Origin of the sequence: Citrobacter sp. Ce129 (assembly GCF_030334545.1) — a bacterium.
Classification (GTDB): Bacteria; Pseudomonadota; Gammaproteobacteria; order Enterobacterales; family Enterobacteriaceae; genus Citrobacter; species Citrobacter europaeus.
On sequence record NZ_JAOWDS010000062.1, the window covers coordinates 106620 to 119100 of the forward strand.

Consider the following 12481-nt stretch of genomic DNA (forward strand, 5'->3'; position numbering starts at 1 on the left):
ATTTCCTGCGTGTTAATCGCCAGTTTTTCATGGAGTTTATATGTCATTCAGTCGGCGTCAGTTCATTCAGACATCGGGGATCGCACTGTGTGCAGGTGCTGTTCCGCTGAAGGCTAATGCTGCCGGTCAGCAACAACCGTTACCCGTGCCTCCGCTGCTGGAGTCCCGTCGGGGACAGCCGCTATTTATGACGCTGCAACGCGCGCACTGGTCCTTTACGCAAGGCACTCGCGCGCCTGTCTGGGGGGTTAACGGCCGCTACCTGGGACCGACGATCCGCGTCTGGAAAGGGGATGACGTCAAGCTTATCTACAGCAACCGTTTGACTGAAAATGTCTCAATGACCGTCGCCGGACTACAGGTGCCCGGCCCGCTGATGGGCGGCCCGGCGCGTATGATGTCTCCTAATGCGGACTGGGCGCCAGTGCTGCCGATTCGCCAGAATGCCGCCACGTTGTGGTATCACGCCAATACGCCAAATCGTACCGCCCAGCAGGTTTACAACGGTCTTGCCGGGATGTGGCTGGTTGAAGATGAAGTGAGTAAGTCACTGTCTATTCCAAACCACTATGGCGTGGATGATTTTCCGATCATTATCCAGGATAAGCGCCTGGACAACTTTGGCACGCCGGAATACAGCGAGCCCGGTAGCGGTGGTTTTGTTGGCGATACGTTACTGGTCAACGGGGCGCAAAGCCCATATGTCGAAGTCTCCCGCGGCTGGGTGCGTTTGCGCTTGCTGAACGCGTCAAACTCGCGTCGTTACCAGCTGCAAATGAGCGATGGCCGTCCGCTGCATGTGATTTCCAGCGATCAGGGTTTTTTACCTGCGCCGGTTTCGGTGAAGCAGCTCTCGCTGGCACCGGGCGAGCGCCGTGAGATTCTGGTGGATATGACAAACGGAAATGAGGTCTCTATCACCTGCGGTGAGGCGGCCAGCATTGTCGACAGGATCCGCGGATTCTTTGAGCCTTCCAGTATTCTCATCTCCACGCTGGTACTGACGTTGCGCCCGACAGGTCTTCTGCCACTGGTGACTGATAGCCTGCCAATGCGCCTGCTGCCAACTGAAATCCTCAGCGGTTCGCCGATTCGCAGCCGTGATATCAGTCTGGATGACGATCCCGGCATTAACGGTCAACTGTGGGACGTCAACCGTATGGATATTACCGCCCAGCAGGGCTCCTGGGAGCGCTGGACGGTAAGGGCGGATATGCCTCAGTCTTTCCATATTGAAGGCGTCTCGTTCCTGATCCGTAATGTGAATGGCGCGATGCCGTTCCCGGAAGACAGAGGCTGGAAAGATACCGTCTGGGTCGACGGTCAGGTTGAATTACTGGTTTACTACGGACAACCGTCATGGGCGCATTTCCCGTTCTACTTTAACAGCCAGACGCTGGAAATGGCGGACCGTGGCTCGATCGGTCAGATATTGGTGAACCCGGCGCCGTAACGTGTATTCCCGTGCCGGATGACGGTTTTGTCTTATCCGGCACGGACAGAGTAAAAAGCAGCAGTGCGGGCCAGCGAAGCGCCTTTAGAGATGAAATTTAACATCTTCACAATACTCCTTCATTTCCCCTGTTGATCCAGCGTATAATCCCCGGCCTTTGATTATTTTTTTACCATTTTTGGAAGCACTATGAGCGCAATATCCCTGATCCAGCCGGACAGAGACCTTTTCTCCTGGCCGCAGTACTGGGCTGCCTGTTTTGGCCCGGCACCGTTTTTGCCGATGTCACGTGACGAAATGGACCAACTTGGCTGGGATAGCTGCGACATCATTCTGGTTACCGGCGATGCATACGTCGACCATCCCAGCTTTGGCATGGCAATTTGCGGCCGTATGCTGGAAGCGCAGGGCTTTCGCGTTGGGATTATCGCCCAGCCGGAGTGGAACAACAAAGACGATTTTATGCGTTTGGGTAAACCGAACCTGTTCTTTGGTGTGACCGCAGGCAACATGGATTCGATGATCAACCGTTATACCGCCGATCGCCGACTGCGCCATGACGATGCTTACACGCCAGACAACGTGGCAGGCAAACGCCCGGACCGCGCCACGCTGGTTTATACCCAGCGCTGTAAGGAAGCATGGAAAGATGTGCCGGTTATTCTCGGCGGCATTGAGGCCAGCCTGCGCCGTACCGCGCACTATGACTACTGGTCTGATACCGTTCGTCGCTCCGTTCTGGTGGATTCCAAAGCCGACATGCTGATGTTCGGCAACGGCGAACGTCCGCTGGTGGAAGTGGCACATCGTCTGGCGATGGGTGAAACTATCGATCAGATCCGCGACGTGCGTAACACCGCGATTATGGTTAAAGAAGCGCTGCCGGGCTGGAGTGGGGTGGACTCCACGCGTCTCGACACGCCGGGCAAGATTGACCCGATTCCACATCCGTACGGCGAAGATTTGCCGTGTGCCGACAACAAACCTGTCGCCCCGAAAAAACAGGAAGCGAAAGCGGTAACCGTACAGCCGCCACGACCGAAACCGTGGGAAAAAACCTACGTGCTGCTGCCGTCCTTCGAAAAAGTGAAGGGCGACAAAGTGCTGTATGCGCATGCGTCGCGTATCCTGCACCACGAAACCAACCCAGGCTGCGCGCGCGCGCTGATGCAAAAGCATGGCGATCGCTACATCTGGATCAACCCGCCAGCCATTCCGCTCTCTACCGAAGAGATGGACAGCGTCTTTGCGCTGCCTTACAAGCGCGTGCCGCATCCGGCGTATGGCGACAGCCGTATTCCGGCCTATGAGATGATCCGCTTCTCGATCAACATTATGCGTGGCTGCTTTGGCGGCTGTTCGTTCTGTTCGATCACCGAGCACGAAGGCCGCATCATCCAGAGCCGCTCTGAAGACTCGATCATCAATGAAATCGAAGCCATTCGCGACACCGTTCCGGGCTTTACCGGCGTGATTTCCGATCTCGGTGGCCCAACGGCGAACATGTATATGCTGCGCTGTAAGTCACCGCGTGCGGAGCAGACCTGCCGTCGTCTGTCATGCGTCTATCCGGATATTTGTCCGCATATGGATACCAACCACGAACCGACGATTAACCTTTATCGCCGTGCGCGTGATTTGAAAGGTATTAAAAAGATCCTCATCGCTTCCGGTGTACGCTATGACATCGCGGTTGAAGATCCGCGTTATATCAAAGAGCTGGCGACCCATCACGTTGGCGGCTATCTGAAGATTGCGCCAGAGCATACTGAAGAAGGCCCGCTGTCGAAGATGATGAAGCCGGGGATGGGCAGCTACGATCGCTTTAAGGAATTGTTCGATACCTACTCTAAACAGGCGGGTAAAGAACAGTACCTGATCCCGTACTTTATTTCCGCGCACCCGGGTACGCGTGACGAGGATATGGTGAATCTGGCGCTGTGGCTGAAACAACGTCGTTTCCGCCTCGATCAGGTGCAGAACTTCTACCCATCGCCGCTGGCGAACTCCACAACCATGTATTACACCGGGAAAAACCCGCTGGGTAAAATTGGTTATAAGAGTGAAGACGTGGTGGTGCCGAAAGGTGATAAGCAGCGTCGTCTGCATAAAGCCCTGCTGCGTTACCACGATCCAGCCAACTGGCCGTTAATCCGCCAGGCGCTGGAAGATATGGGTAAAAAGCATCTGATCGGTGGTCGTCGCGAATGTCTGGTTCCGGCGCCTACGCTGGAAGAGATGCGCGAAGCACGTCGTCAGAACCGTCATACTCGTCCGGCGTTGACTAAACATACGCCAGTGGCGCATCAGCGCCAGACGCCTGCCGCGAACAAAAAACGTGGGAAAGTGGCGGGGCGCTAATCCGTCCTGCCTGGTAGTGAAATACTTATCAGGCCTACGAATAGCACGATTTTGTAGGCCGGGTAAGTGGCTTGCGCCGCCATCCAGTAGAGAGACTCAGTACTTACGCCTCACGAATTCTGGCCGCTAATGCGGCCAGTTTTGCATCATCCGCCCGTTCATGATCGTGTGACGACAGATACCCTTCATACTGCTCGAAAAATTTGTTCTGCCGCGCTTCAATCGGTTTCCAGTGGGTTAAATCGCCAGTACCGTGCATGGGGCTTAATTTACTGTGCACATGGTCTACGCCGAAACCTTCGAAAAACATCCCCGTACGGCTGACGTCCGGGAAAGCCTTATCCAGTTTCTTAGCCACTTTTTGGGTTGCCAGCATCAGGTCAGCCAACGCCTGCGGCGGCATATCGAAGGCATAGCTGGGGTAATGCTTTTTCGGGATCACCACGGTAAAACCGTCGGTGTTCGGGAAAATCGACAGAAAAGCCAGGTGATGCTCGTCTTCCCAGACCTTATGGCAGGGCGCTTTGCCTTCAACAATTTGACAGAAAATACAGGTCATTGCGGTGACTCTTCCAGGGGATGATGGACTCAGAGTATCATTCGCTCCTGGAAAACGTAAATGGACTTAATTCAAAGTGAGAGCAAGGATGGCTAAGTGGATAAGGTCAGCAGTGCTGCTGACGGTGATACTACAAAGCGGTTGTGTGGCACATCATCAGACGCAGCCCGCGGTGGATGGGCGACTGACAAATAGCGCTGGACAACCCGTTCAGGGTGCGGAAATTACCTTAAACAGTAACGCATCTCCAGTCAGTACCGTGTCCGATCGAGATGGTTTTTTTTCCTTTCCCGATAAGTACGAATGGACATTCTTTCTGCCAATTGGCCCCATGGACTGGATTTATCGCTCCGCGCTGCATATTTCCGCTGAAGGGGATTCGTACGAGGTTGAACTGGGCGGTCGTTTGGGCGGGGTGCATGCGGCAGATGGCGAGGCTTATCGCGTGACATGTTCCTTGCCGGATGCGTCGCATTCGATACCAAAAGCGGGGATTTGCCAGCCTGGTAGTGAGTAAGCCCGGACATCTGGCGCCGGGCTTAAAGGGGGAGTTAACCGCCGAACTGGTCCGGGTCTGGTCCCAGACGTTTGCCCTGATCGAGTTTCGCGATTTCGCCTAATTCATCTTTATCCAGGCGGAAGTCCCAGACGTTAAAGTTTTCTGCGATACGCGCAGGGGTGACCGATTTCGGAATCACCACCAGCCCGCTATCCAGGTGCCAGCGGATGACAATCTGCGCCGGTGTTTTGCCATATTTCTCAGCGAGGTCACGGATGATCTTTTGATCAAAGACGTCCTGCCCGCCCTGCGCCAGCGGGCTCCAGGATTCGGTCTGGATTTTATGTGTGGCGTTCCAGGCATGAAGCTGGCGCTGTTGCATCAGCGGATGAAGTTCTATCTGGTTAATCACCGGAGGTACGCCGGTTTCATCCATCAGCCGCTGGAGATGGTTGATCTGAAAGTTGCACACGCCGATGCTTTTAATCAGACCTTCTTTTTGCAGGTCGATCATGTTTTCCCACGCTTCAACGTAGTGATCGATCGCCGGAACCGGCCAGTGCATCAGGTACAGATCGAGGTAATCAACCTGGAGTTTTTCCATGCTTTCGAGCAAGGCTTCCCGGGGACGTTTTTGGTCATCATTCCACAGCTTGGTGGTGATGAATAACTCGTCCCGTGGTATGCCAGCATCGCGTATTGCTTTGCCGACACCTTCTTCGTTTTTGTACGCCGCAGCGGTATCAATTGAGCGATACCCCACTTCCAGCGCTTTATGAATGGCGGTAATGACTTCTTCGTTGCTTGCCTTCCAGACCCCCAGGCCCAGTTGCGGCATGACGTTACCATCCTGTAGTTTGATCATGGTTGGAGTGGTCATAATTCCCCCCTGAATAACTGTCACCGGAACATACTCCGGTGACATGGTGTGACTTAAGCCTGGTATAAATACCCAAAAACGAAAGGCGGAGGTCAAAAAACCTTAGCGAGCCGCTTCGTAAATCCGACGGCTGACCTCAAGCGTAATGTCCTGATGTTCGCCCAGTTTCGTACCGCCATGCGCTTGCAGTTTTTCCAGCAGCGCCGGGATAGAGCTACCGTCCAGGCCGTAGTCAGACAGGCGAGTCGGGACACCCATTTGCTCGAAGAACTGACGGGTGGCGGCAATGGCGGCGTCGATACGCTGATCGTCAGAACCCTCGGTGATATTCCAGATACGTTCTGCGTATTGCAGCAGTTTGGCGCGTTTGGTGTCGCGTTTTTCATTCCACAGCGCTGGCAGAACGATGGCCAATGTTTGAGCATGATCCAGACCGTGCATTGCGGTCAGTTCATGGCCCAGCATATGGGTTGCCCAGTCCTGCGGTACGCCTGCGCCAATCAGGCCGTTCAGCGCCTGGGTCGCCGCCCACATGACGTTCGCACGCACGTTGTAGTTTTCCGGCTCCTGCAATGCTTTCGGGCCTTCTTCTATTAGTGTCAGCAGAATGCCTTCGGCAAAGCGATCCTGAATTTTCCCGTCTACCGGATAAGTCACATACTGCTCAACGGTATGCACAAAGGCATCCACGACGCCGTTCGCAACCTGACGCGGCGGCAGGGTATAGGTGTAAACCGGATCCAGCACGGCAAATACCGGCTGCACAAACGGGGTCATAAAGGCCAGCTTATCGCCGGTGGTTTTACGCGAAATTACCGCACCGGAGTTAGATTCAGAGCCGGTTGCAGGAAGGGTTAATACTGAGCCCATCGGGATAGCGCTTGTTACGTCGTTACCGTGGGTTTCCAGAATGCGCCATGGATCGATACCGTCAGCGTACTGTGCCGCTGCCGCGATAAATTTGGTGCCATCCAGCACAGAACCCCCGCCTACAGCCAGCAGGAACGTCACTTTTTCATCACGCACGATTTTTACTGCGTTCATCAGCGTTTCATAAGACGGGTTCGGCTCAATACCGCCAAACTCCAGCACATCCAGGCCTTTCAGCGCATCCTGAACCTGTGCCAGAACGCCGGTTTTTTTCACGCTGCCGCCGCCGTAGGTAATCAGTACGCGAGCATCCTGAGGGATTTGATCGCGCAGCTCAGCGATAGCGCCTTTACCAAACAAAATACGGGTTGGGGTATGGAGATTAAAGTTGTTCATTGCTCGTTCCCTTATGTGGGTAAAAAAAGAGGGCAGGAGGTGTCTGCCGGATGATGAACATTGTGGTCGCCCGCCGCGTTGCTCTCAATGCTCATTTCTGCCGATGTCTTGCCCATTTCTACAGACTGCTGGAGAAAACGGATAAATCTGCGCATTATGTCAGGGTCGAAAACCGATGATGAAATGGTGCTCCATGAACCGTGATGAGATCTGCCTTCTGCTGACAGATAAAATTAAACAGCTGAAAAACAATGAAAATAAACTCAGTGAATTGCTGCCAGATGTCCGCCTGCTGCACGGCACGGAGCCAGCGGCCCGTACGCCGGTCATGTATCAGCCAGGCATCATATTTCTCTTTTCGGGACATAAAATTGGTTACATCAATGAGCGTGTATTTCGTTATGACGCCAACGAATACCTGCTGCTAACCGTTCCTTTACCCTTTGAATGTGAAACGCATGCGACACCGGAGGTTCCCCTGGCCGGTATTTACCTGAATGTCGATATTCTGCAGCTGCAGGAGCTGTTGATGGACATCGGGGAAGATGAGCTGTTCCAGCCCGCCATGGCGGCCAGCGGGATCAACTCCGCGACGCTCTCTGACGAAATTCTTTGCGCCGCTGAGCGCCTGCTGGATGTGATGGAGCGACCGCTGGATGCGCGTATTCTGGGGAAACAGATTATTCGTGAGATCCTCTACCATGTGCTGACCGGGCCGCGTGGCGGCGCGTTACTGGCGCTGGTCAGCCGTCAGACGCATTTCAGTTTGATAAGCCGGGTGCTGAAGCGGATTGAAACCAAATACACCGAAAACCTCAATGTAGAACAGCTGGCGGCAGAAGCGAACATGAGCGTGTCGGCGTTTCATCATAATTTTAAAGCGGTGACCAGCACGTCGCCGCTGCAATATCTGAAGAGCTACCGTTTGCATAAAGCGCGGATGATGATGATCCACGATGGAATGAAGGCCAGTGCGGCTGCCATGCGCGTCGGCTATGAGAGCGCATCGCAATTTAGCCGGGAGTTTAAACGTTTCTTTGGTGTAACGCCGGGGGAAGATGCGGCCAGAATTCGAATGATGCAGGGGAGTTGATTTCATGTTGGCCTGACAGTTACTCCGCAGGCCTTAAAGCTGTGCGCCATCAGGCGAAATGCCGGAGATTATCCGGCCTCGGATGCGGCTCAGGCGCTACAATATTTTTTTTTAATTACCACGAACAGCGTTCCCAACAGACCTGCGGTTAACAGGGCAACCGGCAGGATCATTAAAAAGGTCATCACCTGATCTTCATGACGTTTGACGAACGGGATCATGCTCAGTGCATAGCCAAAGCTGGTGACGACGGTCACCCACAGCAGACCGCTCAGCCAGTTAAAAAACTGGAACCGACGGTTTGGAAGGCCAGAAATTCCCGCCATTGTTGGCAGCAAGGTGCGAACAAACGCCAGGAAGCGTCCTGCCAGCAGCGCCATCAGTCCGTGTTGGTCAAACATGCAGGTGGCGCGCTGATGGTATTTTTCAGGCAATTGCGCCAGCCAGCCTTTTACCGTCCGCGTGTTGCCCAGCCAGCGTCCCTGAATGTAGCTTAGCCAGCAGCCCAGACTGGCGGCGGCAGTCAGAATAGCTATGGTAGGTAAAAAACTCATCACGTCCTGAGCGATCAGCGCCCCTGCCAGCAATAACAGGCTGTCTCCGGGTAAAAAGGAGGCGGGTAGCAGACCATTTTCTAAAAACAGTGTGGCGAACATGACGAAGTAAACCACGCTCACAACGTGCGGATCCGCCAGCGCGGCAAAATCGTGTTGCCAGAGCGCGGAGACAATATCTTGAATGACTACCATGGACTTTCCTGTGGAACAGCGTTTATGTGTGGATTGTACTCCTGAATTGTCCGGGATGCCTTGATCCCGGACGCAACAATTGCAGACTTTTCCACCAGAAGTGTCTGCATATATGTCCATCTGTGGCAATTTTACTCGATTCGGGCGAATCCTGCGGCCAAATCGGCAATCAGATCGTCAACATTCTCTAAACCAATATGCAAACGGATGAGCGTTCCGCTGAAGTCCACCTCACCTTGCGGACGGATAGCGGCAATGTGTTCTGGCTGGTTAGCGAGGATCAGCGACTCAAAACCACCCCAGGAGTAGGCCATGCTGAACAGGCTGAAGTGATCCAAATATGCGGCAAGCTCCTCATGATTGAGTTTCTTATTCAATACAAAGGAGAACAGGCCGCTGCTGCCGGAGAAATCACGCTTCCAGAATTCGTGACCTTTACTGCCGGGCAGCGCCGGGTGATTCACGCGGGCGACCTGCGGATGGCTGGCCAGCCACTCGGCGACCTTTACGCTGCTTTCATGGTGCTGACGCAGGCGAACGCTCAGCGTACGCAGTCCACGGCTGGTCATATAGGCGGTATCGGCGTCCAGCATTTGCCCCATCAGATAGGCATTTTCGCGCAGTTGATCCCAGCAGCGGGCATTAGATACCGCCGTGCCGACCATGCCGTCGGAATGACCAATCAGATATTTGGTACCTGCCTGAATAGAAATATCGATACCAAAATCCAGCGCTTTGAACAGCACCCCGGCAGCCCAGGTGTTATCAATCATGATGATAGCATCCGGCGCGACGCGTCTGACGGCGGCAACAATAGCTGGAACATCATGCACTTCCATAGTGACCGAGCCGGGAGATTCCAGAAATACGACTTTCGTGTTCGGCTGAATGTGCTTCACTATACCGGCGCCAACCAGCGGATCGAACCAGCCGGTGGACACGCCGAGCTTGCCGAGAATTTTGGTGCAGAAATCCTGGCTGGGTTCATAGGCGGTGTTGGTCATTAGCACATGATCCCCTTGCTCCACAAAGGCGAGGATGGTGTTGGCAACGGCCGCTGCGCCGCAGGGGAACAAGGCGCAACCTGCACCGCCTTCCAGTTCGCACATCGCTTCCTGCAGGGAGAAATGCGTCAGGGTTCCGCGACGGCCATAGAAAAGCCCACCGTTAGCCCGGTTATGCGTAGCCTGCTTTTTGGCCTCGACGGTGTCAAACACCAGCGAAGAAGCGCGCTGGATCACGCTATTTACCGAGCCCAGCGTGTACTTTTTACTGCGTCCTGCGTGGACGAGTTTGGTTTCAAGTTGTTTATCTGCCATGTTGTCTGACCTGTTTTTATACGTCTGGATGTCTAAACTACCATGAATCAAAGGTGACGCATCCTGCGGAACGGTCATACAGTAGAAAATAATCTCAAAATGCTTCTGGTGACTTTTTTACTGCGTAAGCGCAAGGAAAAGAAACCAAAGGTGCGGCAATATGTAAATAGTAATGAGAACGACTATCAATTCGACGTCTTTTTGATATCATTACGCTCAGATTTTGTGATTTGCGTCCTGGAGATACAGAGTGGGTAATAATTTGATGCAGACGGATCTTTCCGTCTGGGGTATGTATCAGCACGCCGATATCGTGGTTAAGTGCGTGATGATTGGGCTGATTTTGGCGTCAGTGGTCACCTGGGCTATCTTCTTTAGTAAGAGCCTTGAGTTCTTTACTCAGAAACGCCGCCTTAAGCGTGAGCAGCAACTGCTGGCGGAAGCCCGCTCTTTAGATAGGGCAAGTGAGATTGCCGCAGGATTCGATGGCAAAAGCCTGGGCGCACAGTTGGTTTATGAAGCGCAGAACGAACTGGAACTGTCAGAAGGCAGCGACGACAACGAAGGTATCAAAGAGCGTACCGGCTTCCGTCTGGAGCGTCGTGTGGCGGCGGTAGGCCGTCATATGGGTCGCGGTAACGGATACCTGGCCACTATCGGGGCTATCTCTCCATTCGTGGGTCTGTTTGGTACCGTATGGGGTATCATGAATAGCTTCATCGGGATCGCACAAACCCAAACGACCAACCTGGCCGTTGTTGCGCCGGGTATCGCAGAAGCGCTATTAGCGACCGCGATCGGTCTGGTCGCGGCAATTCCTGCGGTCGTTATCTACAACATTTTCGCACGTCAGATTGGCAGCTATAAAGCGATGCTGGGCGATGTCGCGGCACAGGTGCTGTTGCTGCAAAGTCGCGATCTGGACCTGAATGCTAGCGCTTCTGCGCATCCAGTACGTGCTGCGCAGAAATTACGTGTAGGATGATGTTCCATGGCAATGAGCTTTAATGAAAACCTGGACGATAACGGTGAAATGCATGAAATCAACGTGACGCCGTTTATCGACGTTATGTTGGTTTTATTGATCATCTTTATGGTAGCCGCGCCGTTGGCAACGGTGGATGTGAAAGTGAATCTCCCTGCTTCCACCAGTACCCCGCAGCCGCGTCCGGAAAAACCGGTTTATCTGTCGGTAAAAGCCGATAAGAGTATGTTTATCGGCAATAATCAGGTGACGGACGACACCATGATTAGCGAATTAAATACGCTGACCGATGGGAAGAAAGACACTACGATTTTCTTCCGTGCGGATAAAACCGTCGATTATGAAACCATGATGAAAGTGATGGATACGCTGCATCAGGCGGGTTTCCTGAAAATTGGTCTGGTCGGTGAAGAGACCGTAAAAGCGAAGTAATCCTCGTTGCCGGGTAATGGTTGTCGCCTTACCCGGCCTGCAGCTCCTGTTCCAGCTCCTCCGCACGCCCTTATCTGTTCTCATCCAGTGCGACAGTCGTTATCCTGGTGGGTTCGTAGTTCCCCTCAGACAGTTTACGCGTCAGGCGTAAGGTGGCCGTTTCTCGCTTGAGTATATGCTGGTAAGTACTCTCCAGTCGGGCCATGATTTTGTCCCGCAGTTCTGGTTGCTGCTCCATAATGGCTTCAATCGCGGCGCCGTAGATCTCTTCCTTAGCCTGTAGTGCATAAATTTCACGGCGATTTTGCCATTTCATACGCACCAGTGCGGCAGGTATAGAAACTATTTCCTGGGCCACGCTTTCCAGCGTCGCGTTTTTATTGGCAATCAGCACGGCTAAATTTTGCTTTAAGACAAACTCATCGCTTTTATGGTCATCTAAAGCCAAATAAACATTATTATCCTCAACATCTTTCATTTTATTTCTCTTCCAGAGAATAAAAAATAGGATCGCTGGTTTCGCGGGTAATTAAATTAAGCCAAATTTTATTGCCCTGCTCATTAACGGTGGCTGTTTTTGTGGACAAAATTTTACTTAATTCTTGAGCGTTGATGTCACCTTCCGCTTGTAGTGAATTGAGCAGGCGAGTGAATGACTCAATTTTTGCGGCACGAAACAGGCGCTCTTTTAAATGGCGGTCGCACTCTTCAAATAACATATTGCGTGCCTGGCCGGTAGCGGCAGAGCTAATCAAAATATCGGGTTCGTAATCACTTAATGTTCTCTTCCCCTGAGTCAAATTTTCACTATTATCTGCGGGACTGGTATTGGATGAGGAGCTGGATAAGTGAAAACGCGAGGGAACAAGATGCTCGGGAAGCATG

Annotated in this window: 13 protein-coding genes; 6 read left to right on the forward strand and 7 right to left on the reverse strand. The window is 53.1% G+C overall.

Annotation, left to right across the window (positions count from 1 at the left end):
• The first annotated feature begins 40 nt into the window (after nucleotides 1-40).
• On the forward strand, nucleotides 41-1453 hold the full coding sequence (gene ftsP, locus OGV77_RS12490) for a cell division protein FtsP (protein ID WP_087051194.1): 1413 nt from the start codon (nucleotides 41-43) through the stop codon (nucleotides 1451-1453).
• A gap of 189 nt (nucleotides 1454-1642) precedes the next feature.
• The gene (locus tag OGV77_RS12495; RefSeq protein WP_003024532.1) at nucleotides 1643-3814 is read left to right on the forward strand and encodes a YgiQ family radical SAM protein; all 2172 of its coding nucleotides are present in this window, start codon (nucleotides 1643-1645) and stop codon (nucleotides 3812-3814) included.
• Nucleotides 3815-3917: 103 nt separating this feature from the next.
• Here OGV77_RS12495 and OGV77_RS12500 read toward each other — a convergent pair whose 3' ends face one another.
• A complete protein-coding gene (locus OGV77_RS12500) occupies nucleotides 3918-4373 on the reverse strand; it encodes an HIT family protein (protein WP_008785817.1) in 456 nt (151 codons plus the stop codon).
• An 88-nt stretch (nucleotides 4374-4461) separates the two neighbouring features.
• Between OGV77_RS12500 and OGV77_RS12505 the strand changes: the two genes are divergently transcribed.
• Entirely contained in the window at nucleotides 4462-4890 is a 429-nt protein-coding gene (locus OGV77_RS12505) for a carboxypeptidase-like regulatory domain-containing protein (protein ID WP_087051195.1), read from the forward strand.
• A gap of 34 nt (nucleotides 4891-4924) precedes the next feature.
• Here the strand turns inward: OGV77_RS12505 and dkgA are convergent, their stop codons facing one another.
• A complete protein-coding gene (gene dkgA / locus OGV77_RS12510) occupies nucleotides 4925-5752 on the reverse strand; it encodes a 2,5-didehydrogluconate reductase DkgA (protein WP_080626092.1) in 828 nt (275 codons plus the stop codon).
• A 102-nt stretch (nucleotides 5753-5854) separates the two neighbouring features.
• Nucleotides 5855-7018, reverse strand: a complete 1164-nt coding sequence (yqhD, locus tag OGV77_RS12515) for an alcohol dehydrogenase (RefSeq protein ID WP_087051196.1) — start codon at nucleotides 7016-7018, stop codon at nucleotides 5855-5857.
• A 193-nt stretch (nucleotides 7019-7211) separates the two neighbouring features.
• Here yqhD and OGV77_RS12520 point away from each other — a divergent pair, with 193 nt between their 5' ends.
• The gene (locus OGV77_RS12520; RefSeq protein ID WP_140389834.1) at nucleotides 7212-8111 is read left to right on the forward strand and encodes an AraC family transcriptional regulator; all 900 of its coding nucleotides are present in this window, start codon (nucleotides 7212-7214) and stop codon (nucleotides 8109-8111) included.
• Between the two features lie 89 nt (nucleotides 8112-8200).
• On the opposite strand, the gene yghB is transcribed toward OGV77_RS12520, so the two are convergent.
• Both yghB and metC read right to left on the reverse strand, forming a co-directional pair.
• Nucleotides 8201-8860 (reverse strand): DedA family general envelope maintenance protein YghB, encoded by a 660-nt coding sequence (yghB, locus tag OGV77_RS12525; protein WP_043017623.1) that lies wholly within the window; start codon nucleotides 8858-8860, stop codon nucleotides 8201-8203.
• Between the two features lie 131 nt (nucleotides 8861-8991).
• On the reverse strand, nucleotides 8992-10179 hold the full coding sequence (metC, locus tag OGV77_RS12530) for a cystathionine beta-lyase (protein ID WP_043018001.1): 1188 nt from the start codon (nucleotides 10177-10179) through the stop codon (nucleotides 8992-8994).
• A gap of 250 nt (nucleotides 10180-10429) precedes the next feature.
• Here metC and exbB point away from each other — a divergent pair, with 250 nt between their 5' ends.
• A complete protein-coding gene (exbB, locus tag OGV77_RS12535; protein WP_043017622.1) occupies nucleotides 10430-11164 on the forward strand; it encodes a tol-pal system-associated acyl-CoA thioesterase in 735 nt (244 codons plus the stop codon).
• 6 nt (nucleotides 11165-11170) lie between these two features.
• The gene (gene exbD, locus OGV77_RS12540; RefSeq protein WP_016154501.1) at nucleotides 11171-11596 is read left to right on the forward strand and encodes a TonB system transport protein ExbD; all 426 of its coding nucleotides are present in this window, start codon (nucleotides 11171-11173) and stop codon (nucleotides 11594-11596) included.
• Nucleotides 11597-11666: 70 nt separating this feature from the next.
• Here exbD and OGV77_RS12545 read toward each other — a convergent pair whose 3' ends face one another.
• Nucleotides 11667-12074 (reverse strand): hypothetical protein, encoded by a 408-nt coding sequence (locus OGV77_RS12545; RefSeq protein ID WP_043017621.1) that lies wholly within the window; start codon nucleotides 12072-12074, stop codon nucleotides 11667-11669.
• Nucleotide 12075: 1 nt separating this feature from the next.
• A complete protein-coding gene (locus tag OGV77_RS12550) occupies nucleotides 12076-12480 on the reverse strand; it encodes a hypothetical protein (RefSeq protein WP_043017620.1) in 405 nt (134 codons plus the stop codon).
• Nucleotide 12481 lies beyond the last annotated feature (1 nt).

Bases quoted from the DNA above. Each gene is read 5' to 3' on its own strand.
- ftsP (WP_087051194.1), top strand. From the start codon at position 41: ATGTCATTCAGTCGGCGTCAGTTCATTCAGACATCGGGGATCGCACTG.
- metC (WP_043018001.1), bottom strand. From the start codon at position 10,179: ATGGCAGATAAACAACTTGAAACCAAACTCGTCCACGCAGGACGCAGT.
- OGV77_RS12500 (WP_008785817.1), bottom strand. From the start codon at position 4,373: ATGACCTGTATTTTCTGTCAAATTGTTGAAGGCAAAGCGCCCTGCCAT.
- OGV77_RS12505 (WP_087051195.1), top strand. From the start codon at position 4,462: ATGGCTAAGTGGATAAGGTCAGCAGTGCTGCTGACGGTGATACTACAA.
- OGV77_RS12550 (WP_043017620.1), bottom strand. From the start codon at position 12,480: ATGCTTCCCGAGCATCTTGTTCCCTCGCGTTTTCACTTATCCAGCTCC.
- OGV77_RS12520 (WP_140389834.1), top strand. From the start codon at position 7,212: ATGAACCGTGATGAGATCTGCCTTCTGCTGACAGATAAAATTAAACAG.
- exbD (WP_016154501.1), top strand. From the start codon at position 11,171: ATGGCAATGAGCTTTAATGAAAACCTGGACGATAACGGTGAAATGCAT.
- yqhD (WP_087051196.1), bottom strand. From the start codon at position 7,018: ATGAACAACTTTAATCTCCATACCCCAACCCGTATTTTGTTTGGTAAA.
- yghB (WP_043017623.1), bottom strand. From the start codon at position 8,860: ATGGTAGTCATTCAAGATATTGTCTCCGCGCTCTGGCAACACGATTTT.
- dkgA (WP_080626092.1), bottom strand. From the start codon at position 5,752: ATGACCACTCCAACCATGATCAAACTACAGGATGGTAACGTCATGCCG.
- OGV77_RS12495 (WP_003024532.1), top strand. From the start codon at position 1,643: ATGAGCGCAATATCCCTGATCCAGCCGGACAGAGACCTTTTCTCCTGG.
- OGV77_RS12545 (WP_043017621.1), bottom strand. From the start codon at position 12,074: ATGAAAGATGTTGAGGATAATAATGTTTATTTGGCTTTAGATGACCAT.